Source organism: Kothea flammea (assembly GCF_052161645.1).
GTDB lineage: Bacteria > Planctomycetota > Planctomycetia > Pirellulales > Pirellulaceae > Laterigemmans.
The window spans coordinates 3,328,743-3,355,054 of record NZ_CP197414.1; the positions used below are offsets into that span (position 1 = coordinate 3,328,743).

The following is a 26,312-nucleotide window of genomic DNA, read 5'->3' on the forward strand; positions in this document are numbered from 1 at the left end:
TTATAGAGCCTTGTGAACTAGCCGGGCATCAAGTCAGGGCACCAAATGCGGCGATGACGGTACACCAATTCTGCGAAATTCCCTTCACGAATTGCGTGCCGAGCCGCTGCTAATAACCGCTGATAATAAGTTAAATTGTGATGGGATAGCAAAATGGGTCCCAGCATTTCCCCCGCCGCGAACAAATGACGGATATAAGCTCGGCTGTGGCGACACGCCAAACAGGGGCAATCCTCTTCCAGCGGACGGGGATCGTCGCGGTGCACTGCGTTCCGCATTCGCAATGGTCCCGAATCGGTAAATGCCAAAGCGTTGCGGCCATTTCGGGTGGGCATCACACAGTCGAACAGATCGATCCCCCGTAGCACTCCTTCGAGCAGATCAATCGGGGTCCCCACCCCCATCAAATAACGCGGCCGCTCGACGGGTAAACAAGGGCAGGTGGCTTCCAGGATGCGATACATCTCCGCCGGCGGCTCTCCCACGCTCAACCCGCCAACGGCAAAGCCCTCAAAATCCATCGATGACATGGCTTCCGCACAGTAGCGACGCAACTCCGCATCAAGACCACCTTGAACGATGGCAAATTTCGCTTGATCAGATCGAGTGGCCGCGTCGAGACAACGCTGGGCCCAGCGAATCGAACGCTCCATCGCTTCTTCCACTACCGATCGTTCATTCGGCAACGCCACGACATGATCGAGCACCATCGCCACGTCGCTGCCAAGTGCTTCCTGGATCTCAATCGAGCGTTCTGGGGAGAGCCTAACCAGTTGGCCGTCAATGTGGCTGCGAAAAGTGGCCTCTTGCTCGGACACTTTGGTCAAAGCGGCCAAACTAAAGATCTGAAAGCCACCGCTGTCGGTCAAGATAGGGCCGTCCCAGCCCATAAATTTGTGCAGCCCCCCCAACTCTCGGATCAATGATTCGCCGGGCCGCAGGGCGAGATGGTAGGTATTCCCTAAAATCATCTCCGCACCGGTCGATCGTACATTGTCGATCGTCAGCCCCTTCACGGTGGCAGCCGTGCCAACGGGCATGAAAGCGGGCGTGTTGACAACGCCGTGGGGCGTGGTAAATCGCCCCAGCCTAGCGCCACAGTGCGGATCCGTCGCCTCTAGCTCAAACGGAAATAGCGGACTGGGCACTAACGATCCTTATCCTCGACAAAGCTGCAACGGCGACGAAGCTGTAGCCTCCGCAACGCCGCATCATGAAAATTGCCGGCTATTCGCCACGCAGCTTAAGCCCCAGGTCGGTTAATTTCTCACGAACTTCGTTCAGGCTGGTAACGCCAAAGTTCTTCGACTCCAACAGGTCATCCCCGGTTCTACGAACCAGTTCGCCAATCGAAGTGATCCCCAATCTGACCATGCATTTGCGGGCTCGCACCGAAAGATTTAATTCGGCAATTGGTCGCTCCAGCAAGGCTTGCTCGTCCGGAGACATGTGCGAAGTATCGATCGCCGGTTCAGCGGTCTTCTTCTCGTGGGCGAACATCCCCAGGCTCAAATCTTTGGAGCTGAGGATCTCGCGAATTTCGTAGAGACTGGTCTCTCCAAAGTTCTTGCTGGCCAGCAATTCGGCTTCGCTGACTTGAGTGAGGTCGCCCAGGGTTTGTAGGCCCATTTTTTGCAAACAGTTGCGGCTGCGGACCGAAAGCTCGAAATTGGTGACAGGAACATTCAGGATTTGAGCCAGCCGATCGTTGCGACGTTGGGTTTCTTCGTCGTACAGAATGTTGCCCAACCCAGAGGCATCTTTCATGTACATTCGGGCCCGCGGGTGATCCGGATAGGCATCCAAGATCCGCCGATAGCAACGTTGGGCTTTTTCGTATTGCCCAGCGTCCTCGTATGCCAAGCCCAAATTGATTAACGCGCCAATCCCAGTTGGGAACGCGGTGGCAGCTCGCTCGTACAACGCCAAGGCTGGCTGGTCGTTGCCGTGCCGATCATTCTCCAGAGCTAAGCCGAACAAGGCACCAGCGTGATTCGGGTCGGTGGCGATCGCTCGCTCGTAAAGAGCCACGGTCTCAGGCAAATTGCCGCCCATCGCGGCTACCGTCGCGCCACGCTGGTAGAGATACTCGGCACTCTGCTCAATCGGACCGAACATGTTGTCTAAAATGGCCATCGCCTCGGCGACGTCGCCAGCGTATCGCTTTGATTGAGCAATCCCTAAATTGCAGTGATCAGCGTCATAACCACTGGTTTTTGCCGAATCAAACGCTTCGATTGCGCCGGGGTAATCGCCCAGCTCAAATAGGCACTTGCCTTGATAGAAGAGTGCCAACGCGCCTCCGTCAGCCGTTCTTAACGTCGCCAAAGCGTCTTGGAAACGTCCTAGCATAAACTGGCACACGCCCAGTTTCGCCTGCGTCGACGGACTTCGCGAAGTATCTTCTTCCATTTGACCGACGGCATCACGCAGTTCGGAAAAATGCGAATAATCTTTCGCGATTGCAGAACGAATCTGAGTTATTTCATGAGGCCCAAACGTCATATGGGACAACACTAAATCTTTCAAGTCGAGCGACTCGACTTCGGTCGCGATTTCAGCGTCGGACATGCGAACCCGTCTCAAAGAAAAAAAGCGTGAACTGTGCGGCCCTAGGGACTCCGCAATAGGACCTGAATCGACTATTATTCGCGATCGGCCTACTTTTGAACAGGCCCCCTCAAGGACCAAGATAAGCCAGCGGTGGGATTCGAACCCACAACCCTCGCATTACGAATGCGATGCTCTGCCAATTGAAGCTACGCTGGCGAAAGTGAACTCGCGCAAGTGGCAAAGGATAAGCAGCGAGATATTTTTTCGTCAATAGCCAAACCAAGTTTGATCTCTTATGGAAAATAATTACCCGCCGATCGCAGAAGTTATCGCGATTGGTGATGAAATTACCAGTGGTGCTAAATTGGACACCAATTCCCAGTGGTTAAGTGTGCAGTTGGGGTCGCTCGGGATCCGCGTGCTTTACCATTCTACCGTCGGTGATTCCTTAGAGGCATGTACGAATGTCTTGCGTCTGGCCGCTCGTCGCGCTTCGATTATCGTGACCACCGGGGGGCTTGGGCCGACGGCTGACGATTTGACTCGTCAAGCACTCGCTGATGCAATCGCTTCGTCGCTCGAGTTCAACCCCCAAGCGATGGCGCATATTGAAGCAATTTTCAAATATCGCAACCGCGAGATGCCGGAACGAAACCGTGTGCAGGCGATGTTTCCCCGTGGCAGCCAGGTCATCCCCAATCCGCAAGGTACCGCTCCCGGGATCGACCTGCTGATGCGCGAACCGGTCCTAATCGCCACTGACCAGGATGCCCAGAGAACTTCCTCCCAGAAGGTTCAATCTCTCGTTGAAGATTCCACAGAACAACCAGCTCGTTTATTCGCCCTCCCCGGTGTGCCGGCGGAAATGCGGTCGATGTACGAAGAGACGGTACGTCCCCGCTTGATCGAACAACTCAACGTGCGATATGCCATCGAGCGGGCCGTGATCAAATGTTTCGGACTTGGCGAGAGTGAGATGGAAGCCCGGCTGGCCGGCATGATCGCTCGCCAACGAACACCGCAAGTGGGGATCACGGTACATCGCGCGACGATCTCCTTGCGTATCGAGGCTCACGCCGAGACCAACGAAGCCGCCACCGCCCAAATTGAGCAAGCACGCGAGACTGTGCATCGCTTGGCCGGCAATTACGTATTCGGTGAAGGAGAAGATTTTGAACTCCAGCACGCGGTCAAGCAGGCGTTGGCCAACTGGAACGAAAATGTCGTCGTCGTCGAGATCGGACACGCCGCGGTCATCGCCGGTTGGTTGGCCGCTCTCGAAGCTCCGGAAACCTATCTTGGCGGATTTAGCTTTCCCACTCGCGAGCTGGCATTGGCTCGCCTGCTCCCGTCGACTTCTCAGGTTTTGCCCAACGCCGCTCCGCTCTCCGGCCCTGACGCCGCGCAACGCGCGGAGGCGATGCTGCAGCAACAAGCCTTGCAAATCGGCCAAGCGGCTCGCCAGCATTTGCAAGCCGACTACTGTATCGTGGTAGACAGCTACCCTACACTGACACCGCCGGTTGGGCAGGTGCTGCCCGCTGCCCCGGTGCGTTTAGCCGTTGCTGGTCCCACAGAAGAGGATTCTCTCTGCGGCACCGAGGTGTTGGGTGGGCACCCTGAGATCCTGCAGGATCGAATTGCGAAGGCCGCGTTGTTTGAGTTGTTAACGCAACTTCGCCGCAAACAGTTGCTCGTTGGAGACTCCGTCAGCGTACTGTAAAGTCCCCTGGAATTACCTCGCGTTCTGTTTCTTCTTTGGCCACTGACATGTCGTTTATCGATCCCTTCCGCTTTACCGGCCAACCGGTGCAACTTGCTGCGTTGGAGACGAATGTACGCGGTCCTTTCGAGGATAAATCGGCTGGAAAAAAGTTTGTCAAGGAACAGCTCGAGTTGTTGCGTGATCTTCAATATCGCTTGTTTGTCGAGAAGCGTCAGTCGTTATTGGTGGTGCTTCAGGCACCCGACGCGGCAGGTAAAGATGGTTTGATTCGCAAGGTGTTGGGCCGAATCAACGCTCAAGGGGTCAGCACGCACCCGTTTAAAGTCCCCACCAGCTTGGAGCTGTCGCATGATTTTTTGTGGCGAGTCCATGCACAGGCACCCGCCGCTGGGCGCATTGCCATTTTCAATCGTTCGCACTATGAAGATGTGTTAGTGACCAGGGTGGAAAAGCTGGTTTCTGAAAAAGTTTGGCGGCGACGGTTCGAGCATATCAACCATTTCGAGTCACTCTTGCTCGACGCAAACACAACGGTTGTCAAGATATATTTAAACATCAGCCGCAGAGAGCAGCTCCAGCGCTTTCGTGATCGGCTCGACGAACCGTTAAAGCATTGGAAGCTGAACGCTGCCGATTACGAAGCGCGTGGAAATGCCGATGCGTATCGTCGCGCTTATGAAGATGTCTTTACGCGTTGCGCGTCCAAGGCAGCACCCTGGTATATCATCCCTGCCGATCGTAAATGGTTTCGCAACTGCGCGGTGGCGGCCATCATGCTGGAAACATTACAAGCGATGAACCCACAGTTGCCTCCCGTCGAAGCGGATCTTGACGAAATTAGGCGGCTTTATGAAGCCGAGTTGGCTTCCACCACGACGAAAGAGGATTGACGACAAGATGAGTAAATCAAGTGATTCGGCGGAGGCGGTCAGCACGTCCAGTCCTAAAGAAGATCCATTTCACGACTTTTATGATCGCGAACAGCCTGCCTATGGTTTGAAGCCATCTTCCGAGTTAGATCAGTACCTAGCTCAATGCAAACCGCGGGGACGCGCACTCGATCTCGGCGCCGGTGCTGGTCGTGATACCTTGGCGCTCGCACGCGCAGGCTTGGAGGTGACGAGTGTCGATTTGTCGGCTCAAGGTTTGCGCTTAATTGGCTTACGCGCCGACGAATCAGGATTCGGGGCTCGCGTCACGACCGAGCATTGCGACGTTCGCGAATTTGATTTTCCCACGGAACATTATGAAGTGATCGTTGCCACCACGGTGCTCGATCACCTGCCACCGCCTGATGCGAATGTGGTTTGGGAGAAAATTTTGGGCGCCCTCACGCCCACGGGAACCTTGTATCTCGAAGTGCACACGACTGACGATCCCGGCTGTGATGGTTGCACGTCGACCAGCCCGCAAGCGCCAGTGAGTGAGACTGCTCAGTGGGTGATCAATTACTACGCCCGCGGCCAGCTGCTGCACATGGCTGCCGCTTCCGGTAAACTGCGGGTGTTGCGATACGAAGAGCGTTATGAATGGGACTACACCCATGGACCAGAGCATAAACACGCGAAGGCGATTCTGTTGGCGACAACCGCCGCTGCAGACCCTGCCTGGTATGGACATCCTGCGGCCTTTCCCCGACATGCTTCTGAGTGAGTGAGTGAGTCGATGAATCCGTTTAGCCTCTCCGGCCGCACAATCTTTGTTACCGGTGGAACCCAAGGCGTGGGTGCGGCGATCTGTAAATCAATCGCACAGGCTGGCGGGAATCTCGTCATTCAAGGACTGCGTGCGGACGCGGCGGCCGAGGAGACCGTTGCCGTTTGTCGGGAGGCCGGCGCCCATGTCGATCTGCTGACTTATAATTTGTTGGCGGAGGATCCGACATCCGCGGTGGATCAACGCGCCGATAAACTGGCGGCAATGGCCTTGGGCGTTAATCCGGCAATTGATGGCCTCGTGAACAACGCGGGCACTTATCAAGATGGTGAGTTTGTCGAACTCACAGCCGCGGTTTACTACCGAACGATGCAACTCAACGTGGCGGCTGGATTGTTCCTGACACAAGCTTTCGCCCGTCACTGGATCGCCGGAAACCAGCCAGCACAAGTTGTGTTTACTGGTTCGATCAACGGGCTGCTCTCCGAACCCCAGCACGTCAGCTACGATGCCAGCAAAGGAGCGGTCGCCGCGTTGGTCCGATCGCTGTGCGTGGAACTTGCCCCGCACAACATTCGGGTGAATTCCATGGCGCCCGGGTTGGTCCGCACGCCGATGACCGGCGCGCTGGAAACCAATCAGAAGTTGACGCGCTGGATGGAGTTGCACACGCCCAATGGCTCAGTGCCGGCGGCTGACGTGTGTGGGCCACCGGTCGTTTTCCTGCTCAGCCAAGCTGCCGCCCACATCCACGGGCAGACTCTATACGTCGACGGTGGAATGTCCAGTTGGCAACAGCCTGATCCGCCCGCCTAACTTACCAAATGGCCAAAGCCATTCGCCGTGCTAGCTTTGCTCGGCCAACTTGCGGATCATTTCGCGAACCTGCTGCTCACCCTCTGCACCCTGCCAATTCAACTCGCCTTGCCACCAAGTGCGGATGAAGCCGTCACGATCAATGATGTAAACGGTCGGCCACATGGTGTTCCCCCAAGCTTGCCAATTTTTCGCTTCGCCATCGAACAAGATGGGATACTTTACTCCCTCGTCCGTTAGCGCCGCTTTCACTCGGCTTGGATCTCGCTCGGCAGAAGTCTCGGGGGATTGGATGCCGATCACAACCAGATCTTCGCTGGAGAAGTCATTAAACCAGCCGTTGTAATGGGGCAAATTTCTGCGGCAATTGATGCATTGGAATGCGTAGAAATGGAGCACAACCACCTTGCCTCGCAGTTGGCTTAGTTTCAACGGGCCACCTTGCAACCAGTCTGTCGATTGGCCGATTAATTCCGGCGCTCGGGGGTTTGACCGACGGATTTTGGAGAAATCAAAGGGGGCGCCCACCAGCTCGGGGAATTGTTTCTGCTGTTCAGGAGATAATTGGGCGACTACCGTGGAGAGTTCCTTTTTCTTGACTGCAGCCAGTTTGTCGTTGATGACCGCCAATTTTTCACCCGCTTGCAGCTCTTTCTGAAGTTTCTTGGCTGCGCTGTCTGTTTCTAATGCCGTTTGCTTGATCCGTTCACGAACCGGTAGTGACAGCCGCAGGAAATCAGCCACGTCCCCACTCAACATCATTCGCGTACCCAATGCTTGACGTTCGAGTTGCCGCAGTCTGACGCGTTGCTCCTCATCGAGAATCTGCAACCATGCAGCGCGAAGTTCGTCGGTCAACCTACGTACGACTTGGCGTTGCTTTGTCGGATCATAATTTCGGCTGGGCCACCACATGGCGTCGATCCGATCAGTCACGGCTAACGCCTGTTCGACTTGGTCCGGTGACAATTTTAACTCACGGTGAATTGCCGAATCTCGCGACATCTGCAATAGTGCCGGGGGGATTTCAGGTTCCAAATCCCCCTCCTGGCCGAATGCGGTAGTGGTCCAAACGACAACCAGCAAACAACTGGTCAGGAAACTATGCATCGGTCCAGTGGTTCGCATCGTGGCTACTCCGAACGACATTGAGATGAGCAGAGGTGAAAAGGGAAAAGCGGACGTGGAAGTCGCTTTGATTAATCGTGATGAGCGGCAATCCGTTGAGAGAATGATTTTTTCTTACCTGAGACCGCCAAGCAATCGGGTGCTAAAAAGTTTTTTATTGATTGACAAGACTATTCCAGGATCGACTGATTTTGAACGCGACATCCGAGTTGGAAGCATCAGAAAAAGCTGAACTAGCCAAGTTGAAGAAATTGGTGAAAGTCAAGAAAACGCAGGTTGGCAGAGGGCTCTTCGCACTTCAAGACTTCGCCGATGAAACCGTGATTGGCGAGATTTTTGGCCAAGTCATGGGGCTGGATTACGAGTCGAATTATTCGATGGACCTGGGAGGTAAGGCGTTGCTCGAACCGGCGGCCCCGTTTCGCTTCCTTAACCATTGCTGTCAGCCCAACAGTCAATTGCTACTGTGGAAGCGGAGAAAGGTCGGTGACCGAAAGCTTTACCGGATCTGGCTCATGGCAATTCGCGATATCACAGCCGGCGAGGAATTGACGATTGACTACGCGTGGCCCGAAGACGCAGCAATGCGTTGTCTATGTGGAGCGGCAAAGTGCCGTGGCTGGATCGTAGACCCGAAAGAATTGAAGGCTGCCCGTCGACAGGGCAGGTTGTTAGACTAGTCGTTTGCAAACTGTCAGCCGCTGCGGTCTCAGTCGGTGGCCAGCGTTTCTGCCGCTTCACGGTCGGGCTGGACGTTCAGTGACCAGCCATGCAAGATCCCAGACCGTTCGCTGCGGCTACCGCGGATCATCAACTGCCAAACCCCTTTAAGGTTTTTGCCCTTAAAGCTGGCAAGACTTGGTTGGCGTCTGGCCAACGCCTCGGGCTGGAAATTGCCACTGAAAGGAGGCCGCCCGCGGGTAATGTTCGTGCCAGCTTCATCGTCAAAGATGGTTTTATCAAAGTGATCATCACTGCCACCGACCGACGTGAACAGCTCGATTCGCGTGCCATCGGGGCTGATCAAATAGCCATCTAGCTGGCTGACGAACGTGTGCGTGATGGAGAGTTGCACATTCAAGTCGCCAATCAGATAGTCATCGCTGACATCAATCTCCGACACAATCGTCGAACGTGGCAGCAAAACTTGGCCGCTAAGGTTGGCGAACTGTCCACCGACGACAACGTTGGAGGAAAGCACCTCGTTGACCGTAATGATCCCGTCGCGATTGATGTCGAACTGTTCGAACTCAACGAGCTTGTCTTGTGACCATTCGTCAGTGAATTCCGCCATCGTCACTTGGTCATCGCCATCTATGTCCCGTTCAAAAAACCAAGTCGGAACTAGCTCCCTCATGTCGCTAGCTTCCTGTTCCAGTTTGGAAAAAAGAAATTGCGTTAATTCATCCCTGTTGACTCGGCCATCCCGGTCGTAGTCGACTTGGGCGATCGGAATACCGACCGAGACCATCTCATTGGCATCTAGTAGGTCGTTTTTGTTGAAGTCATAACGCTCGATCAGGGTTGTCGCCAACGAGCTACTGCCGCGATCGCCGTCACGCGACTGGCCCGCTCGACCACGATTTCTCCAGCGGTCCCAGCGGTTGCGGCGATCATCGTCATCATCGTCGCGATCTGCCTCTCTGTTTGGTGGCGGCGATAGTTGCTGGGCAAGCTGTTCCCGCTGCTCGCTGATGCGTCGTTTCGCGTAGCGTTGCGTGACTTCGATTACGCTTAACCGCCCGTCTTTGTTGAAATCGAAATCGTTGGGAGCACTCTCGGACCAACGCACGCCGGAGAATTCCCGGGCATCAATGTATCCATTTTCATCCCGATCATAGCGTTCCATCGCCCGTTTCGCACTGTCAACGTCGGTCGTCGTGTAAGGATACCGCACGTTGGCCAAGCCGAAGCCAGGGATCAATGCCAAGTCCTCGCCGGGACCAAAGCCCTTGATCGATGGACCGCTCGCGCTCTCATTATCCCGGTCTCGGTCATCGCGGTTTTGCCTCGCGTAATAGCGTCTGGCTGCTTCTTCCAGTCGCTCCACAGAGTTGGGACGCGAGAGGCTGATTCCATAGGGCCGGGCAAATCTTTCCAAATATTCGCGGGCGCGATCCGAGATTTCATCGGGTTCGATCGAGCCATTCCGATCTCTATCGATTCGCGATATCCATTCGGCTTGGCCATACGCATTGGGCCCTGCCGAGCAGATAAACAAGCAACAGAGCAGCACGGTCTGAGGTAACCTCTCTCGCCCTCGAACTAAGACGCGCGAGCTACCGGCTCGGGAGCATGGAAAGAATCTGCTATCGGATTTGAGACTCGCTGCCACTGCGGGAATACTCATCGGCGTCCTCTGCGGGAATCGTTGTCTCGCTGGCGTGAATCGCGCCGTCTTTCTTCGCTCGCTCCCTCACTTGAGAGCGCTTGCATGATCGCGTCGAGATCAACGCCCGCCCCGGGAACGACCACTTCCACGACTTGCTCGCTCCGCTGATCGACTGAGTTGACCAAACGTTCGACTTCTGCAAACAAGGCATCGGGAGCAGTGATCACCAAAGAGTTGCTTGCTTCGTGAACGGCAACGCTCATTTTGGGCTGCTCTCCCCGAGTTGGCTTTTCCTCTGGTCGTGGGGCACGATTTTCACGATCTCGCGATTCATCTTGGTCATCTCGACGCGGTTCCTCGCGACGATCTGGCTCTTGACCTCTTTGGCGGCGGTTGCCGCTGTTCCCTGGTTGCGTGGGAGTTAAAATTCGCTCCGGATAGGCGTTGCGAATTACCTCCGCAACTTCTTCCGCCTTGGTGTGTAACAACTCGATCACATGGGTCTGACCGGAAGTCTCAACATCCGTAATGCTCGATTGCTTGTCGATAATTTTCATATACCGTTCAATCGTGGCGATGTCCTCGGATGTGCCTTGCACGATTAAACGGTTGAGCCGTGCGTCGGAGACGATTGTGGCTGTGCCAGCGGTCACGGTTGTGGCCCCATCGCGTTTAAACAGCAAACTGCCGAAGTATCCTCCGCCCAGCCCGGAGGTACCTCCGTTGATTAGGCTGTTGGCTGGTGTCGCGCTCAGGCTGTAGCCACCATCTAATAGATCGGCCAGCATATTTACCGCCTCAGCGGCGGTAACATACTTGAGGTAGTAGATTACCGGGGGTGAAGCGGTTTTACTTGCTTCTTGTGAGAGTGTGCGAAGTTGATTTTCAAAGCGATCGAGCGCTGACAGATTCTCCGATTGAATCATGATCCCGCCTGGCACCACCTGACTTTGAATGATGTCTGCCGACTCGCAATTGGCATCGGCCACTAAGCCGGTCAGTTGTTTGTCGTTTTGCGGACTTTCCTCCAGCGGCGAAGAACGGGGAGTGCGAGCGGTGGCTTGAGGTTGCTCTTCATGCAGCGCTCGCTCGATCACTTCCACTTGTTCCGTTTCATCCCAAGGTGGCAAGATCTGTATCGCGGTCTTGTCATCCCACATCTCGTTCGCTGCCTTCAGCACGCTGTCACGTTGAGGTCCACTGAGCGGAATGAGTCGCGTCTGGCGCGCCGAGCTAACGCCACCCGACACCCGCTGGATTAACTCCTCGATTTGACGGATCTCCATGGCGGTTCCTCGCACAAACAACCGCCCGCTGCCCGGATCCGCGTCGACTATGGGACCCTGTTGGGCGGGCTCCTCGTCGTCACGATCACGAGACTCTCGTTGAACGGCGTTTTGCTGAAACATCTGCTCGATCAAGCTGACGGCAAAATAGGGTTCGACGCCATTGAGATCGATTACGGTGAATTCGATGGTGGGTGCTTCCAGCTCCACGATTGTCTCTTCGATCTGACGATGGATGCGATCGGGAGCGTAAGCGACGACGCTGTTTGTCGACTCTTGAATCGAGAGTCGCAAATCCTCGCCCGCGAGTAAGGTTTGCAATACGTCGTAGACAACCTGCACGCTGTTGCCTGACACCTGATGAGCGACTAACCGGCTGGGCTCACTTTGTCCCTGCTGTTCGGGAGCTACGTCCAGCACTCGGATCAGCTGCTCCAACATATTCAGCTTTTCCAAGCTGCCGATCGCGAACAGACTTTTGCCGGAGAGATCGGTGGTGATGGTAATATCCAGACCGCGACTCTCATCGGCGGGAATGCCCAAATGACCACCAGCAACCAACATCAACGTCTCCGACGTTACGTGCTGGAGATCGAATCGCCTGACTTGAGCCTCCTCGACGGGCTGATCCATCGCCTCAACAATATCAATAACACTCAGTAGTTTGCTAGCAGTCTCAGTAACCATCAATTGGTTGGACTTGGGCAACACCACGGGTGCCACCATCAATGATAACGGCTGCAGTTCTGCCACCACCTCCGTGGCGGGTAATTCCCCCAGTGGCAAAAAACACTTCACCACTTCATTGGCATCGCGCTCCTTCATCGACCCCGGAGGAACGACTTCCGCCAAAGCGTCGAGTTGTTGCAGACTCCGCGGATCTCCCAGCTGGATAACCGTCAACAGGTTGCCCCGGCGGACAGCGGCAAACCCTTCAGGAATGAGAAACAAGTTCAAACGGCTGATCGCCCCGCTGAGCGTAAAGTTTTCCCGGTCGGAGTAAGTAAAGCTGCCAGTCGGCAATTCGCCAAGCTGCAAAGCCATTTCGCCTTCTTCCGCTAGCCACTCCAAGACCTCGCGCCAACGTGCACCATTAAATGAGAAACGAAAACGATTCTCTGCCCGGCTCGAATTGACCTCAGCATCCTCACCGTCGCGGCTTATCTCGAGATCCCCAGCCGTGGTCGACTGTGCCGGGGCGGATTCTGAACTCTCAGGAATGGGGGCAGCAGCATCGGAAGTGGGCGGCTGCGGAGTGGGCGGCTGGGCGTTTAAATTGAGTGGGTAGAGAACAACCAACCAGCAACCCCAGGCCCACCTCAGTGCGGGCAGTCGCAGTCCATGCGGATACTGCAATCGATGTTTAAAAATTCCGAACACGCTGAGCTACTCATTTCGAGATACAGATTTCAAGTTCACGCAAAGACTGCGTACCCTTTCCACGCGTGCCCAAAGCTTTGATCCCGATTACTACTCTAGTCGCTTGCCAACCCAATGCTGAGATAAACCATCGGCGAGTAGCAACATCGTGGTGAGTGGGCTGTTCTCCGGCGGCAGACGTCGATTAAGGGAAGCCTGGCCGACTTACGTTGCGAAAACTAGTATTCTGGGCGGGACTGGAGGCGGGCATTTTGCAAACCGGCGGGCGTCATTCCCACAATACGTTCGCAGGGACCGATCTTAGACGGCACGTTAGGCAATCGCAACTGGAGATCAGTTTGGACCTAGCTCTTTGCGGGAAACCAGCCAGCCGCGCCGACTGGGAAAATAGGGCAAGTTGGAGCCGAGGAGGAATCAGGGGGTGTCGCCGTTGACAACTTTCAGCGTTTCGACAACCCGGTCCACTCCGACGGTCTCTTTCGCCAGTGCGATGGCCTTGGTCTTGGCCGCGACATTCGGCACGGTACCGTTGAGGACCACAACGCCCTCCGATTCGACCTCGAGTTGGAGCTTGGCATCGACGAGTGCTTTGTCCCATTTGAGGCGACTGTAAACTCTGCCGTGAACCCCCATGCGATCGACCATTTTCTGTAGGGCTTGCCAGTTTTCCTGAAATTCATTGCTCAGCCGATTAATCGTGCGATCGAGTTGAGCTCCCAAGCGTTCACCAATTCCTTCTTGTGCGGATGCGGATTGCGGAGTCGCAACGCTCATCAGGCAAAAAGTTAACGCGACGAGGATAAGTTGGGCGAGGCGATGGGTTGCCATTTGAATGCTCCATTTTGCTGTGGGTTGGGAAACTGGGAAATAAGACCGTCAGTCGCAGCAGTATGTCAGTCGCTGTAGTATTCAGTCGCAGTAGCAGCAGAACAACAGGCGCGAAGTAGATCGCGTGTGGGGAGGCCACAAACGTCGGCTGCTCTTGACTTCAGCGAGTCCCTACACGTAACACTCGGAAAAATTAATTTAGTTTTGTCTAAAGAGTGAGTGACTCGTGTGCCGACAAAAATCGATTCCGCCGCTGCTGCTGGCAGCCCTGGTCGTCACCCCCAGCGGGTTGTGCGGTGGGGTGTGTCATGGCCAAGGTACGCGAGGTCCCTCGACCTCGCCAATGCCAGCAAACGTCGCGCCGTCTCTGCAGAATCCGCCACCCGTGTTAGGTGGAGTCCCCAACGCTGCGGCTCCTCGGACGGAACTTTCGGCCGTTCCCGGACCAACGGCCTTTTCGTCTCCAAATCCTCCATCTCTTTCGCTGGGCAATCCGACTTACGATCCCTATAGCACCGGCAGCACACCGGGGGTGTTTACACCCGCCCTGCCGTCTCAGTCGCCGGTACCGCCCCCCGCCGCATTACCAGGTGCCGGCGCGCTCGGTTCGATGTTTGGTGGTTGGCCCGGCAGTGGCGTGCAAGGTTCAACCACTGGTTATCAAGCCAACACCCCGCTACCGCCGCCCGGCTTCGCACCGAATGCGTATCCTCCGCCCGGCTACCCTCCAACCGCTTATCCACCCAACGCTTATCCACCGACTGCTTATCCACCCAGCACTTATCCTAGCGCGGGGCCACCGGTGTTATTCCCCGGTGGGCTAATGGGAGGTGGCTACGGGGCGAACCCTGGCGGGTACTACAATCCGTTTGCTGAGATGGCCATGCCGGGAGCTTTTAAGTTCTTGCAGGGTCCTCGTTTAAGGCATGGTTGGTTAGGAGGTGGGGACGGGGGCTCAGGCGATTTTGGGGTGAATGAGACTGAGGTGTCCGTAGCTCTTGCTTTTCCGAACTTTCTCTGGAGTGGTCAACCTATATATGTGTTGCCCTCTTTTTCGCTTGACCTTTGGGATGGGCCACGGGGGGCAGCCGACTTGCCGTCGTCGGCTTACGAGGCCTTTCTCGACTTTGGCTGGCAGACCGATCCAAATCAGATTTTAGGGATCGAAACTGGGCTGCGGGTGGGGGTCTTTACGGACTTTGACACATTCAACAGCGACAGTCTGCGAATCATGGGGCAGGCGCTGGGAAAGTTCCGGCTCACGCCACGCACCACGCTTAAGGCGGGTGTCATGTATATCGATCGGATTCGCTACCAACTGATTCCCGCTGGCGGTATTTTGTGGCAGCCCACACCTTATTCTCGGTGGGACATTTACTTCCCTGAGCCTAAGGTTTCCCGCTATCTGCGGACGGTCGGAACCAAAGATGTTTGGGGCTATGTGGCTGGGGAGTATGGTGGCGGATCATGGACTGTCACGCGCACCAACAACGTCGAGGACCGCGTTGATGTGAATGACATGCGGGTACTCGTCGGGCTGGAATGGGGCCGCAGTGATTTAATCCGCAGCGGCCGGAGAACCGGGTTCGTGGAAGCTGGTTGGGTCTTCGAACGCGAGATTCTCTACGACACCACTCCGGGCAGCTTCGAACCCGACTCAACTTTTATCTTGCGAGCTGGAATCGGTTATTAGCCGATTGAACTCGTCCTGCTCACGAAGCGAGCACAATTCGTACTCGTGCTCGTACTCGTGCTCGAAACGCCGACTTGGATTACGAGCACGAGTACCATTTCATTGAGTGCGAGTGCGAATCGTGACGCTGCGTTAGCCGGACGATCCCTGAAGGCTAGGCACCAGCGTTGGTGTCCCGACTTGGCTATCCTCGAGCCTACAGTTCAACAGACTTGGACAAACTCGACATTGATCGAGCTCGCTTTTCCTGCTGACCGGACGTGAACTGTTGAATCAAGAACATGCTGCCGACCAAGATGCTGCTGCGGCCGAATCTGCTCCTCAGCAGCGAATTCTGTTGACCGGAGCAACCGGTTACGTGGGGGGCCGGCTATTGCGTTTGTTGGAAGCGGCTGGTCACCCGTTGCGTTGCCTGTCACGGCATCCGGAAAATTCCCGCAATCGCGTCGCGGCCTCCACGGAGGTGATGGCCGGAGATGTGCTCGACCGTAGTTCACTCGATGCCCCGCTGGCCGGCATTCACACGGCCTATTACTTGATCCATTCCATGGGCACCGGCGAGGGGTTTGAACAAGAGGATCGGCTGGGGGCGGAGAACTTTGCTCAAGCTGCCAAAGCGGCCGGTGTGAAGAGAATCATTTATTTGGGCGGCTTGGGACAAAGTGACGATGCCCTTTCGAGTCATTTGCAGAGTCGTCATGAAGTCGGGCGGTTACTCCGTGACTCGGGTGCGCAAGTCATAGAATTCCGCGCTTCGATTATCATTGGCTCGGGTAGTTTGTCCTTTGATTTAGTTCGCTCGCTGGTGCGAAAGCTGCCGGTGATGGTGTGGCCCAAATGGGTTTCCACAGAAGCCTCGCCTATTGGGATTCGTGACGTCTTGAGCTACCTCATGGAAGTTCTTGATAAACCATTAGGGCAATCCAAAATTTATGAGATTGGGGGTCCTGAGCGGGTATCCTACGGAGGGATCATGGATGAGTACGCCAAGCAGCGGGGACTGCGGCGGCTGAAGATTCGTGTTCCTTTTCTATCGCCTCGTATCAGCAGTCTTTGGTTGGGGCTGGTAACTCCCGTCTATGCCAGGATTGGTCGCAAGCTTGTGGAGGGGCTGGCCAATCCGACGGTGGTCACGAATGATGCTGCTCAGCAAGATTTTGCCGTGCGGCCCGCCGGAGTTAGCGAAGCGATCGCCCGCGCGATTCAACGGGAGGATGAGGAGATGGTGGAGACGCGTTGGTCCGATGCGCTCTCGTCCTCAGGCCCAGTGACAAAGTGGGGAGGCGTCGCCATTGGCAGTCGCTTGGTCGATTCGCGGACGATTGATGTCGAGCTAACGCCGGCCGCAGCCTTCCACCCGATCCAGCGTCTGGGTGGCGAGGCCGGCTGGTATTATGCCAACTGGCTTTGGAAAATCAGAGGATTTATCGACTTGCTCGTCGGCGGTGTTGGTTTTCGCCGCGGCCGGCGTCATCCGGTTGATTTGCGAATGGGCGATGCCGTCGATTTCTGGCGTGTCCAAGTCATGGAGCCCAACGCCAGATTGAGGCTCTTTGCCGAGATGAAGCTGCCGGGGCGAGGTTGGCTGGAATACGAGGTTACCAGCCGACCCGGCGGAGGCTCGACGATTCGACAAACCGCTGAATTTGATCCAGCCGGGCTGCTGGGGTTGATCTATTGGTACTCGATCTGGCCGCTCCACCAAGTGGTCTTTCAAGGTATGCTACACGCGGTTGCCCGTCGTGCTGCCAAAGCATCAGCCACGACTTAGCCCTGCTGCTGCCATGGCCACTTGCCAGTCAATTCGACTTCCAGCGTAAAGCTTAAGAAGGTTCGAATCAGGACAATCACCGTGAGCACACCGACGGTCTCTGGTGTCAAGTCGACAGCCACAGTGTGCACGATGTCAGCCGCCATTAGAAATTCCAAACCGAACAAAATTCCTCGCCCAAGCCGCTGGCGTATCTGGTGAGCAAGGCTTTCGATCGAGGTTTTTCCCAGCAAATCACGCACTCCGCTGATGATGGCAAACAGCGCCGCCGCCGTAATCACCACGATGCCAACTAGCTCCAAGCCGGCAGCACACACTTCGGCGATTGGTTTGACGCTCGTTTCCATGCTACAGCTCCTGGGATTGATTGTCGGCGATGTATTGTCGGCGATGTATTGAAACCTGATTTGCGATTGCACCAGAGTGGAACGCAGATTGCTGCACTAAGCTGCCTGTTTCAACTCTATTTCCCCTACTGGTGCTGGCTTGATGGTCCGTGAGCAACTTAGGTGGTTCCTGCTGATCGCACTGCTATTGTTCGGAGTAATCTTAGCGACTGCGAACTTATTCGTCATGGTTGTCAGCGTTTTGTTGCTGGTTTTCGCGGGAATTCTCTTTGGCATCTTTGTCCACGGTTTGAGTGATTGGCCAGCATCTCACACTCGTCTCTCTTATCGTTTCTGCTTTGTTACCGTGGTTGTTTTCTTGTTGGCGCTCATTGGCATTGGGCTCTATTATCTTGGGGCTCAGGTGGCCCAGCGTGCTGATCAGTTTTGGGCAGTGTTGCAACAATCGCTCGAGCAGGCTAACGCTCGCTTGAACCAGTTTGAATCGCTTGAACAGTACCTGCCAAGTGCTGAGCAGGCACGGAATGTAATCTCCGATTCCCGGCTGATGCCAAATATGCTCGGCGGTTTGCGGCGTGCGGGCTGGGCTCTGACGGGCGCTTTGGTCATATTCTTTGTTGGTCTCTACGCAGCCGCAGCGCCCGAGTTGTATCGTGCGGGGATTGCCAAATTGTTCCCCACCGATCAGCGTCAGCAGGTCAAGCGGATTTTAAGCAAACTGCGTGCTGCGCTTGGTTTGTGGTTGATTGGCCGGTTTATGTCGATGGCCATCGTCGGTGTCTTGACGAGTCTTGGCCTGTGGTTGCTGGGCGTGCCGCTGCCGATCACCTTGGGTGTGTTGGCTGCTCTACTGACCTTTATTCCCAATATCGGCCCCTTATTGGCCGCCGTACCTCAGGTGCTGCTAGCCATTAACGTTGGACTCAACACGGTGCTCTACGTGGTGCTGTTCAACATTATTTTGCAAGCGGTGGAAAGTTACGTGTTGACCCCGATGATCCAACGCCATGAGGTCACGCTGCCACCCATTCTGACAATTTCCGCTCAATTGCTGATGGGTATGATGTTTGGTTTGATTGGCATTATGATGGCAGCCCCCTTGGTAGTCGTTGCCTTGGTTTTGATCCAGATGCTATATATTCGCGACACTCTGGGCGACGACGATCCCGGCAGTTTGACGAGCCGGATCTCTTAGCTGCCGATTGGTTGCTCAGCAGCTAATGGAACATTATTTGCTTCCTCGCATTAACGGCTAGGCAATAAACGCCAAGCGTGTGCAGCAGGGTGGGCGTTAAAGCACTCTTGCCTGCTGGACGAACAAAACTGTGATGGCAGCTTGCATGAGGCACGTTAGCTGCTGTGAATTGGAGTCGATTTCATCTTCGCAGAGAAGGAGCAAAACTATGTCACGACTAGTCGGACTCGGGTTCGTGCTTTGTGATATCGCGGCAACGGCACTTTCGATGTTAAACGCTTGTGGCACGCTGTTCGTCATAGTGCTGTCCATTTTGACGTCGCTCACGTTTGCGATATTTTCCTGGATGGTTCGATCGACTATCTGGCCCACCTATTTCTGGGATTCAGAGGAATCTGCCGTACCCCGGAAAACAGCAGTGTCACCGTTGCGCGCGTTGCAATCTTGGCACCTATCTTAACATCGGCAACGTTTTTACTGGCGTGAGGGGTCATTGCTTTTGGATTGCTGATTCTTTCATAAACCGTGGATACTTTCTTGGCTGGGCGGACTGCTTTAGTTTGCCTGCGATCTTGGCCACTTGGCGACCTTGGGCACGGGCAATCGCACATTCATTTTCGCTCGGTTGACGCTGGTCCTTTTTCCCCCGAAATCCATTGCTCGCCTGTTGAATCCAGGAATGCCTGCATCTGAGCGGCTGAGGCACCGTAGCGGGTCGGTGAACCGAGCACGATGGCGTCGGCTTCGACAAGCTTTTTGGGCTGGGCGATGGGAATGTGCGCGAACCCTTGGCGATTCTCCCAGGCACAGATTTTCTCTAATAGTTCACGCGGCAACGTCTCTTCTGACTTGCAACACTTCCACCTCGGTGTCCGGAACTTCACGGGCGCCCATGGCAATCCCCTCCGCCAATCGGTAGACGTGGCCGTGCGCGCTTTAAAAATTATCTGTATGTTCGTTGTCATCGCTGAAACGCCCTATTTTGAGAATCACGTTAACATTTCCAGCGTGCAACCAACGCGCCGCGGGCGTCGTCTGGCTTGTTCACAGGGGGGCGTTTCGGTATCATGCGTGGATGCAACCCACAAAGCGGGTGCCTGAGTAAAAGACTTCTGGAGGCTGGTACCTGAGTTGTCATCGCGCTCGACAACTGACGAACCAGACTTCAGCCTGGCTGAACTTAGTCCGCTTTGAAGATGTCGCGTGACGTTGCCCTTGTGGGTTCCGCTGCGGCGGCAATCCAGCTTTTGATGACTGCTCTGGTCACAAAAAATTCACGGACTAGCGACGTACCGACCAAGACGCGACGGATCAGGGGGCTCTTTTTTGGGGGGCAGATGCGTCATCTTTCTGCACGACGGACTTATGAATTCAGAGAACATGCAAGCAACGGCGACCAGCAATTCATCCGCACGGTCCAATGGCGATCCCGCCATTGAGGCCCAACGGCTACGTCGTCGGACCTTCGCAATTATTTCCCACCCTGATGCTGGAAAGACAACGCTGACTGAGAAGATGCTGCTTTTCGGCGGTTCGATTGAAATCGCCGGTGCGGTGCGTGGCAGGAAAACTCAGCGAACCGCCACCTCAGACTGGATGGAGTTGGAGAAGCAGCGGGGCATTTCTGTTAGCTCCACTGTGCTGACCTTCGAGTTCGGGGGCTGCCAAGTCAATTTGTTGGACACCCCAGGCCACCATGATTTCAGCGAAGATACTTATCGCACCCTCGTGGCCGCCGATGCTGCGGTGATGGTCATCGATATGGCCAAGGGGATTGAAACTCAGACCGAAAAATTGTTTCGCGTCTGCGCGCTGCGTAAAATTCCCGTAATCACATTCGTAAACAAAGTGGATCGCCCGGGACGATCACCCTTGGAAATTATTGACGAAATTGAGCGGAAATTTTCCATCGAGCCCCTGCCCCAAAACTGGCCAATCGGTAGCGGTAGTGAATTCCAAGGGTTTGTCGATCTCCAGGATGATACCATCCACCTGTTCAGCGATCGCAAAGGGGAACGCCGAATCGCCGCCGAGGTGACCTCTTGGGCTGACCTTGAGACTCGCTCCGCCGAAGCTCTGAAAACGGGCGATAGCAGTGCCAGCGGGGCGATTTCCCCAGAGTTACTCGAGCGCACCCAAGAGGAAGTTGAACTGGTTCGGTTCGCCGGAGCGGAGTTGGACCGCGAGCGGTTTCTGCGGGGTGAGCAAACACCCGTCTACTTCGGAAGTGCGCTCACCAATTTTGGAGTCGAGCACTTCCTCCGCGGCTTCCTCAATCTATGTCCGCCCCCCGGCGATCGGATCAGTAACCGCGGCTTGGTTCCCGGCAGTGATCCGAATTTTTCCGGTTTCGTGTTCAAGATCCAGGCCAACCTTGATCCACGCCATCGCGATCGCGTGGCCTTCATGCGAGTCTGCACCGGCAAGTTCCAGCGGGACATGGAAGTGACGATCCCACGCAGCGGTAAACGCTTAAGGCTGCCGCGAGCACTCCGCGTCTTCGGCCAAGAGCGACAAACGATGGAGGAAGCCTATCCAGGTGATATTATCGGTTTGGTTTGCCCCGGCGAATTTCGGCTCGGTGATACACTCTGCAATGGTGAGGCCGTGCAGTACGAACCGTTGCCACAGTTTTCGCCTGAGTTTTTTGCCGTTCTCGATTGCCCCGATACCTCGCGACGCAAACAGTTTGATCGCGGGCTGGAGCAATTGGTGGAAGAGGGCGCCATTCAAGTTTTCCACGACGCCTTAGCCACCCGTCGCGAAATGATCTTGGCGGCGGTAGGAGAATTGCAGTTTGACGTGGTGCGTTTTCGTTTGGAGTCTGAATACAACGCGCCCACTTCTCTCAGCTGGCGACCCTACAAAATGGTCCGCTGGTTTAACGCCACCGAAGAGGAACGGCGAGCTCTCAGATTGCCCTACTCCGTGAAGTTGGTCCGCGACCAATTTGGACACGACGCCCTGCTGATTAAGTCCGAGTGGGATGCCAACACCGTGGTCCGGGAGAATCCCAAGATTGAATTTCACGAAATTCGGCTCTCATCATTTAACTCGGCTGCTGAATAAACACAGCCCCAACGATGCTGAGGAAGTATCTCCATTATTCGCTCTCATGGCACCTCCCGTTAGCGCTGCTGATCGTTGATGTATGTCCATTTCAGCTTGCTCCCGCTCTGGCTGGACAAACGGTCCGGTTCTCCGCCAGTTTGGCTTGTTCCCGGCGATATCGTGTTGCTCGATCAAGGCAGTATGGTACCTGCCGATTTGCGGCTCATCGATTCGCAGGGGTAGCAGTCTCTCTGCCGTCCCCATCGTCGCCCTCTATCTGCCTTGGACTCAGCAGCTTTTTGACTTTAAGCCATTACCCTGGCAGGTCTGGCTCGTGGCGATCGGCGGGGCTGCCACCGCGATTATCCTCAACGAGGGGCATAAAGCCCTGAGGCCGCGGGAACGAGTGAACAGGGAATCGTGGCAAGCGATGTTCAGCAAATGGAAACAGAAAAAGAACGCTTGGTTCCAACGCTGGCTTAGTCCTCCTCTCGTGCTCGTGCTCGTGCTCGTCCGCGACCGATCCCTCAACACGAGTACTGTTTCCTCAAGTAAGAGTCCAGTTTCGGCGGCACAATGCTGCGGGGATACATGCTGGCTTGCCGTCGATGCATAATAGACTGCGTCGCTTTTCACAGGCTCAGGCGACAGGGTTCCGAATTGCTGGCGGAAGTCGCAAAAAAGGTAACGTTCCCGAATTATACTTTTAAGTGGCGATGAACGAACTCACTCGAGGCGAAATGGACCGCATCATCATGATGGCTTGGGAGGATCGCACCAGCTTCGAAGCGATTCGCACGCAATTTGGCCTGACTCCCGGCGAGGTGATTAAGTTGATGCGACGTGAATTGTCCGTTGGGTCCTTTAAGCTGTGGCGGAAACGCACCTATGGACGAAGCACAAAACATGAGCAAAAATTTGCTCGCGGTAATCCCGTCACGCCACTGCGGTTTCGAGCCAAATCTCAGCGTGGATAACGTTTTCCGGGTGAATGCACGTTGACTAACTCACTAATTGGTTGAAATAAAATGAATGAACGCGCAGTCTTAGCGGGTGGTTGTTTTTGGGGCATGCAGGATTTGATCCGAAAACTACCCGGTGTCGAGAAAACACGTGTGGGATACACCGGTGGTGAAATTCCTAATGCGACCTATCGGAATCATGGAAATCATGCCGAGGGCATCGAAATTCTGTTCGATCCCACTCAGCTAAGCTATCGGCAGCTACTGGAGTTCTTCTTCCAGATTCATGATCCGACCACGCCGAACCGCCAAGGAAACGATTGTGGTCCGTCGTATCGTTCAGCAATTTACTTTGAGAATAAACACCAGAAGCAAATCGCCATCGACACCATCGCTGATGTGGATGCTTCCGGGCTGTGGCCAGGTAAAGTCGTAACGGAAGTTGAACCCGTCGGCGATTTTTGGGAAGCTGAGCCTGAGCACCAAGACTATCTTCAACGTTTGCCGAATGGCTACACATGTCATTTTCCGCGTCCCGAGTGGGTTTTGCCGAAGCGGGAAGCGGAGTTGCCGTCTGAAAGTGCCTCCGCAAGTGGTGCTCCTAGCGAATGAGCTTGGTAGTCTGGCTGGCGATATCAATCGATGGTAACAATCCGGTAATGCATCAGGAATTTGAAATTGATTTCGCGATGGAAGATTTTGGTGGGCTTTCTGGCTGCCACGGGCTTGCTGGCCGTAACCTTGATGGGCGGACAGCTCCAGGCGAGTCCCCCGAACATCATCATCGTTTACGCTGACGATTTGGGCTACGGGGATCTCTCTTGTTACAACAAAGCGTGCGCCTATCAGACGCCTCGTTTAGACGAGATGGCTCGGCAGGGAATACGCTTTACCGACGCGCACAGTCCCTCGACGATCTGCTCGCCCTCACGCTACGGATTGTATTCCGGCCAGCAGATTTATCGCTCCACGGGCCGAGGCGGAGGCGCGTTTGAAGGTCCCGGCGGGCCGAGCTATTTGAAACCTGGCACGCTCACCGTTGCCGAAATGTTGCGAGAGCAAGGCTACCGGACCGGCGTTTTCGGCAAATGGCACGTTGGTTTGACCTGGTTCGATGAAAATCATCAAGTCTTGGGCGGCGGCTTCGAGAATTCGCTGCTGATTGATTATGAGAAAAGCACACCCTTGATCGATGGCCCAAATCAGCGCGGTTTTGATCAATCTTTCATCACTCCCAATTGCCCCAACACCGATCCTTTATACGTCTACATTGAAAATGGCATGATCAAGGTTCCCGCCAGCCAGCGACACTCTCGCGAGAGCTTACCGAACCCAGGGGGTAAATGGCGCTGGGACAATGATGAAGGTTGGATGGCCCCAGGATACGAGTTTATCAACGCTGATCTACTGTTTTATGAAAAGACAAAAGCGTTCATTACGGAGCATCGTCAACAATATCCGGAACAGCCTTTTTTCGCCGTGCTTTCGACTCAGATCGCTCACGCCCCGGTGTTACCTGCCGATGAGTTCATTGGAGCGACCAATGCTGGCCCTCGTGGCGATTTTGTGGCAGAGCTGGATACGCTGGTGGGGCGATTGCTTGATCTTGTTAAAGAGCTTGGGATCGATGATAACACGCTGATTTTGTTCAATTCCGACAATGGGCCCGAGACGGTGCATGTTGATTGGATGCGACGCGATCACAATCATGACGCCGCCGGCGGTTGGCGAGGCATGAAACGTGATGGTTGGGAGGGAGGACACCGTGTTCCCTTTATCGCTCGCTGGCCCGGCAAGATCCCGGCCGGCCTCGTGTCTGCTCAACTCACTAACACCACCGACATCTTCGCCACCTTGGCATCGATCGTCGGCTATCAGTTGCCCGATGATGCGGCTGTTGATAGTTTCGATATGTTACCAGCGATGCTCGGGCAGGAACCGTTGGAGAAGTCGATCCGAGCTCATATGCTGACGCAGAGTTTTCGCGGTGAATTCCAACTACGACAGGGGAATTGGAAATATCTCGACCACCAGGGATCGGGAGGAAACAACTACGGACAAGGTTTCCTCGCGAACTATGCACTTCCCGAAGCCGCTCCTGACGCGGCTGGCCAACTTTATAATTTGGAGGATGATCCAGGGGAAACCAACAATTTGTATTTCACGGAAGTCGCGAAGCGAGAGGAAATGCAGGCTTTGCTTCGCCAGCTGAAGGAGTCAGGGCGGAGTGCTCCACGAAATCGCCAGCCGCTGTTGAATGAACCCAAATAGTCCGCCTGAGCTAAAGACACGATCTTCTAGTCTTCCCTTTCAAGCTGGTTTTGGAGTGCCAACAAGCGATTCTTTTCTGGGAGTAGCTTGTGCCGAATCTCGATGCGAATGTGCCAATAGGCGAACCCCATACAAAGAAAGAATGCCGGTAGGAAGAATGCATAGAATAGGTAGCGTTTTGAGTCCTCAACGATAAATAGGGCGATTAGCAAGCCCAGAATATTTGGCAAAAAAAACCACCATGTAAAACGATGCCACCAAGCGATGCGATCGTCAATTCCATCAATTGATTTACTGATCAGGCCCCGCAAATCATCATCATAGGCCAGCTCGCGCCGCTTGCGGTTGCGTCGCCAGCTCCAGAGCATTCCCACCGCCAATAAACACGCCAAGCCTGGGAGAATCAAAACAAGGTCGTGACGTTCTAAAACTGGATCTCGGAAAAACATTAGAGCGAGAATCAGCAGTGTTATCATCATCAAGTAGTCGATCAACGAAACAATGCGATGGAACGAACGGTCGCGCTGTTTAAGTTTCTCCTGCAGCTCACGCTGATCCAGCACGCCATTTGGATCGGGATGAGAGTCCCAGATCGCTTGAATGTCTTCAAATTTCATCATCTTTCTCCCGGCTTAGTTTTTTAGTCAACTGGTTTTTAATCCGATTGATTCGCACTCCCACATTGCTTTCTGAAATCCCTATGGCTTGCGAAATCTCTCGGTAGCTAAACCCGTCTAATAACAGCAAGGCTATTGCGCGATCGACTGGTTGTAGTTCGGAGATTTTCTGGTAGAGCCAATCGAGCCGGGGATCAGGGGGCTGCTGTTGGGCAACAGGTTCAACGGGCAAATCTGAGCGCAGGTTAGTTCGCTTGCGCTCTTTCCGCGCCCAACTAATAGCCGTGTAAAGTGCGACCCGATAAATCCAGGTCGACTCGGCAACGGCTCGCTGATAGCGAGGAATGGAACGCCAGACTTGGAGAGCGATCTCCTGCAAGAGATCATCCCTGTCGTTACTTTCACTGGCGAACGCTCGAGCGATCTTCAGCATCAGCCCGTGATGGTGACTGAACCATGTGGCAAGTATGCGTTCCTGCTCTTGATATTTCATAGCAACTTTGGATTCAAAGGTAGTACAAACGACTAATCGCTCTAAACCCTTGTTTCCTTACGATAAAATCTCAACTTTTCGCGAATACTTCCAGGCGGTAGTCCAATCCAATCGCATCGCCGAGGGTAGATGCACCTGGGCTGGGAACTTACAGGCAGGGACACGACGAGGGACTGCAGTCGCTGCTGGGCACCTCGACAGATGTCT

Annotated in this window: 23 protein-coding genes and 1 tRNA gene; 13 read left to right on the forward strand and 11 right to left on the reverse strand. The window is 54.8% G+C overall.

Annotation, left to right across the window (positions count from 1 at the left end):
* Window positions 1-17 precede the first annotated feature (17 nt).
* From tgt to SH139x_RS12775, 3 genes are all read right to left on the reverse strand, one after another.
* Window positions 18-1,148 carry a tRNA guanosine(34) transglycosylase Tgt gene (gene tgt / locus SH139x_RS12765; protein WP_488355590.1) on the reverse strand — a complete coding sequence of 377 codons (1,131 nt, stop codon included), beginning with the start codon at window positions 1,146-1,148 and terminating at the stop codon, window positions 18-20.
* A 79-nt stretch (window positions 1,149-1,227) separates the two neighbouring features.
* A complete protein-coding gene (locus SH139x_RS12770; RefSeq protein WP_488355591.1) occupies window positions 1,228-2,571 on the reverse strand; it encodes a tetratricopeptide repeat protein in 1,344 nt (447 codons plus the stop codon).
* 124 nt (window positions 2,572-2,695) lie between these two features.
* Window positions 2,696-2,769, reverse strand: a tRNA-Thr gene (locus SH139x_RS12775).
* 79 nt (window positions 2,770-2,848) lie between these two features.
* Here SH139x_RS12775 and SH139x_RS12780 point away from each other — a divergent pair.
* From SH139x_RS12780 to SH139x_RS12795, 4 genes are read left to right on the forward strand one after another with little or no spacing between them, the layout of a single operon-like run.
* Window positions 2,849-4,276: a competence/damage-inducible protein A gene (locus SH139x_RS12780; RefSeq protein WP_488355592.1), complete on the forward strand. Its 1,428-nt coding sequence runs from the start codon at window positions 2,849-2,851 to the stop codon at window positions 4,274-4,276.
* 47 nt (window positions 4,277-4,323) lie between these two features.
* The gene (locus SH139x_RS12785) at window positions 4,324-5,169 is read left to right on the forward strand and encodes a PPK2 family polyphosphate kinase (protein ID WP_488355593.1); all 846 of its coding nucleotides are present in this window, start codon (window positions 4,324-4,326) and stop codon (window positions 5,167-5,169) included.
* Window positions 5,170-5,176: 7 nt separating this feature from the next.
* Window positions 5,177-5,932 carry a class I SAM-dependent methyltransferase gene (locus SH139x_RS12790; RefSeq protein ID WP_488355594.1) on the forward strand — a complete coding sequence of 252 codons (756 nt, stop codon included), beginning with the start codon at window positions 5,177-5,179 and terminating at the stop codon, window positions 5,930-5,932.
* A 12-nt stretch (window positions 5,933-5,944) separates the two neighbouring features.
* Window positions 5,945-6,751, forward strand: coding sequence for an SDR family NAD(P)-dependent oxidoreductase (locus SH139x_RS12795; protein WP_488355595.1), 807 nt, complete (start codon window positions 5,945-5,947; stop codon window positions 6,749-6,751).
* A 30-nt stretch (window positions 6,752-6,781) separates the two neighbouring features.
* Here the strand turns inward: SH139x_RS12795 and SH139x_RS12800 are convergent, their stop codons facing one another.
* Complete coding sequence (locus tag SH139x_RS12800) at window positions 6,782-7,879, reverse strand: redoxin domain-containing protein (protein WP_488355596.1); 1,098 nt, start codon at window positions 7,877-7,879, stop codon at window positions 6,782-6,784.
* Window positions 7,880-8,070: 191 nt separating this feature from the next.
* Here SH139x_RS12800 and SH139x_RS12805 point away from each other — a divergent pair, with 191 nt between their 5' ends.
* Window positions 8,071-8,559, forward strand: a complete 489-nt coding sequence (locus SH139x_RS12805) for an SET domain-containing protein (protein ID WP_488355597.1) — start codon at window positions 8,071-8,073, stop codon at window positions 8,557-8,559.
* A 29-nt stretch (window positions 8,560-8,588) separates the two neighbouring features.
* Here SH139x_RS12805 and SH139x_RS12810 read toward each other — a convergent pair whose 3' ends face one another.
* The 3 genes from SH139x_RS12810 to SH139x_RS12820 all read right to left on the reverse strand — a co-directional run bounded on the left by SH139x_RS12810 (window position 8,589) and on the right by SH139x_RS12820 (window position 13,705).
* Window positions 8,589-10,115, reverse strand: a complete 1,527-nt coding sequence (locus SH139x_RS12810) for a proprotein convertase P-domain-containing protein (protein ID WP_488355598.1) — start codon at window positions 10,113-10,115, stop codon at window positions 8,589-8,591.
* A 110-nt stretch (window positions 10,116-10,225) separates the two neighbouring features.
* Window positions 10,226-12,877 (reverse strand): secretin N-terminal domain-containing protein, encoded by a 2,652-nt coding sequence (locus tag SH139x_RS12815; RefSeq protein WP_488355599.1) that lies wholly within the window; start codon window positions 12,875-12,877, stop codon window positions 10,226-10,228.
* A gap of 414 nt (window positions 12,878-13,291) precedes the next feature.
* Window positions 13,292-13,705, reverse strand: a complete 414-nt coding sequence (locus tag SH139x_RS12820) for a BON domain-containing protein (RefSeq protein WP_488355600.1) — start codon at window positions 13,703-13,705, stop codon at window positions 13,292-13,294.
* Window positions 13,706-13,931: 226 nt separating this feature from the next.
* On the opposite strand from SH139x_RS12820, the gene SH139x_RS12825 reads away from it, so the two are divergent.
* Both SH139x_RS12825 and SH139x_RS12830 read left to right on the forward strand, forming a co-directional pair.
* Window positions 13,932-15,398 (forward strand): hypothetical protein, encoded by a 1,467-nt coding sequence (locus SH139x_RS12825; protein WP_488355601.1) that lies wholly within the window; start codon window positions 13,932-13,934, stop codon window positions 15,396-15,398.
* Between the two features lie 268 nt (window positions 15,399-15,666).
* Entirely contained in the window at window positions 15,667-17,169 is a 1,503-nt protein-coding gene (locus SH139x_RS12830; RefSeq protein WP_488355602.1) for an SDR family oxidoreductase, read from the forward strand.
* Here SH139x_RS12830 and SH139x_RS12835 read toward each other — a convergent pair.
* Entirely contained in the window at window positions 17,166-17,516 is a 351-nt protein-coding gene (locus SH139x_RS12835; protein ID WP_488355603.1) for a DUF1622 domain-containing protein, read from the reverse strand. The two genes, SH139x_RS12830 and SH139x_RS12835, sit on opposite strands and share 4 nt — an antisense overlap.
* Window positions 17,517-17,658: 142 nt before the next feature.
* Here SH139x_RS12835 and SH139x_RS12840 point away from each other — a divergent pair, with 142 nt between their 5' ends.
* Window positions 17,659-18,711, forward strand: coding sequence for an AI-2E family transporter (locus SH139x_RS12840; protein WP_488355604.1), 1,053 nt, complete (start codon window positions 17,659-17,661; stop codon window positions 18,709-18,711).
* Between the two features lie 611 nt (window positions 18,712-19,322).
* Here SH139x_RS12840 and SH139x_RS12845 read toward each other — a convergent pair.
* On the reverse strand, window positions 19,323-19,547 hold the full coding sequence (locus SH139x_RS12845) for a hypothetical protein (RefSeq protein WP_488355605.1): 225 nt from the start codon (window positions 19,545-19,547) through the stop codon (window positions 19,323-19,325).
* 529 nt (window positions 19,548-20,076) lie between these two features.
* On the opposite strand from SH139x_RS12845, the gene SH139x_RS12850 reads away from it, so the two are divergent.
* The 5 genes from SH139x_RS12850 (at window position 20,077) to SH139x_RS12870 (ending at window position 24,995) form a co-directional block, all read left to right on the forward strand.
* Window positions 20,077-21,780: a peptide chain release factor 3 gene (locus SH139x_RS12850; RefSeq protein ID WP_488355606.1), complete on the forward strand. Its 1,704-nt coding sequence runs from the start codon at window positions 20,077-20,079 to the stop codon at window positions 21,778-21,780.
* 78 nt (window positions 21,781-21,858) lie between these two features.
* Window positions 21,859-22,005, forward strand: a complete 147-nt coding sequence (locus SH139x_RS12855) for a P-type ATPase actuator domain-containing protein (protein WP_488355607.1) — start codon at window positions 21,859-21,861, stop codon at window positions 22,003-22,005.
* A 473-nt stretch (window positions 22,006-22,478) separates the two neighbouring features.
* Complete coding sequence (locus SH139x_RS12860) at window positions 22,479-22,739, forward strand: TIGR03643 family protein (protein WP_488355608.1); 261 nt, start codon at window positions 22,479-22,481, stop codon at window positions 22,737-22,739.
* A 51-nt stretch (window positions 22,740-22,790) separates the two neighbouring features.
* On the forward strand, window positions 22,791-23,336 hold the full coding sequence (gene msrA / locus SH139x_RS12865) for a peptide-methionine (S)-S-oxide reductase MsrA (protein ID WP_488355609.1): 546 nt from the start codon (window positions 22,791-22,793) through the stop codon (window positions 23,334-23,336).
* Between the two features lie 132 nt (window positions 23,337-23,468).
* Window positions 23,469-24,995, forward strand: coding sequence for a sulfatase family protein (locus SH139x_RS12870; protein WP_488356012.1), 1,527 nt, complete (start codon window positions 23,469-23,471; stop codon window positions 24,993-24,995).
* Between the two features lie 26 nt (window positions 24,996-25,021).
* On the opposite strand, the gene SH139x_RS12875 is transcribed toward SH139x_RS12870, so the two are convergent.
* Together SH139x_RS12875 and SH139x_RS12880 are read right to left on the reverse strand one after the other, a co-directional pair.
* Window positions 25,022-25,615: a hypothetical protein gene (locus SH139x_RS12875; RefSeq protein ID WP_488355610.1), complete on the reverse strand. Its 594-nt coding sequence runs from the start codon at window positions 25,613-25,615 to the stop codon at window positions 25,022-25,024.
* Entirely contained in the window at window positions 25,602-26,105 is a 504-nt protein-coding gene (locus SH139x_RS12880; protein WP_488355611.1) for an RNA polymerase sigma factor, read from the reverse strand. Before SH139x_RS12880 ends, SH139x_RS12875 begins: the two co-directional genes overlap by 14 nt.
* Window positions 26,106-26,312 lie beyond the last annotated feature (207 nt).

Excerpts from the sequence above, each read along its gene's own strand:
- SH139x_RS12770 (WP_488355591.1), bottom strand. The coding sequence starts at position 2,571 with ATGTCCGACGCTGAAATCGCGACCGAAGTCGAGTCGCTCGACTTGAAA.
- SH139x_RS12780 (WP_488355592.1), top strand. The coding sequence starts at position 2,849 with ATGGAAAATAATTACCCGCCGATCGCAGAAGTTATCGCGATTGGTGAT.
- SH139x_RS12785 (WP_488355593.1), top strand. The coding sequence starts at position 4,324 with ATGTCGTTTATCGATCCCTTCCGCTTTACCGGCCAACCGGTGCAACTT.
- SH139x_RS12790 (WP_488355594.1), top strand. The coding sequence starts at position 5,177 with ATGAGTAAATCAAGTGATTCGGCGGAGGCGGTCAGCACGTCCAGTCCT.
- SH139x_RS12795 (WP_488355595.1), top strand. The coding sequence starts at position 5,945 with ATGAATCCGTTTAGCCTCTCCGGCCGCACAATCTTTGTTACCGGTGGA.
- SH139x_RS12800 (WP_488355596.1), bottom strand. The coding sequence starts at position 7,879 with ATGCGAACCACTGGACCGATGCATAGTTTCCTGACCAGTTGTTTGCTG.
- SH139x_RS12820 (WP_488355600.1), bottom strand. The coding sequence starts at position 13,705 with ATGGCAACCCATCGCCTCGCCCAACTTATCCTCGTCGCGTTAACTTTT.
- SH139x_RS12835 (WP_488355603.1), bottom strand. The coding sequence starts at position 17,516 with ATGGAAACGAGCGTCAAACCAATCGCCGAAGTGTGTGCTGCCGGCTTG.
- SH139x_RS12840 (WP_488355604.1), top strand. The coding sequence starts at position 17,659 with ATGGTCCGTGAGCAACTTAGGTGGTTCCTGCTGATCGCACTGCTATTG.
- SH139x_RS12850 (WP_488355606.1), top strand. The coding sequence starts at position 20,077 with ATGAATTCAGAGAACATGCAAGCAACGGCGACCAGCAATTCATCCGCA.
- SH139x_RS12855 (WP_488355607.1), top strand. The coding sequence starts at position 21,859 with ATGTATGTCCATTTCAGCTTGCTCCCGCTCTGGCTGGACAAACGGTCC.
- SH139x_RS12860 (WP_488355608.1), top strand. The coding sequence starts at position 22,479 with ATGAACGAACTCACTCGAGGCGAAATGGACCGCATCATCATGATGGCT.
- msrA (WP_488355609.1), top strand. The coding sequence starts at position 22,791 with ATGAATGAACGCGCAGTCTTAGCGGGTGGTTGTTTTTGGGGCATGCAG.
- SH139x_RS12870 (WP_488356012.1), top strand. The coding sequence starts at position 23,469 with ATGGGCGGACAGCTCCAGGCGAGTCCCCCGAACATCATCATCGTTTAC.
- SH139x_RS12875 (WP_488355610.1), bottom strand. The coding sequence starts at position 25,615 with ATGATGAAATTTGAAGACATTCAAGCGATCTGGGACTCTCATCCCGAT.
- SH139x_RS12880 (WP_488355611.1), bottom strand. The coding sequence starts at position 26,105 with ATGAAATATCAAGAGCAGGAACGCATACTTGCCACATGGTTCAGTCAC.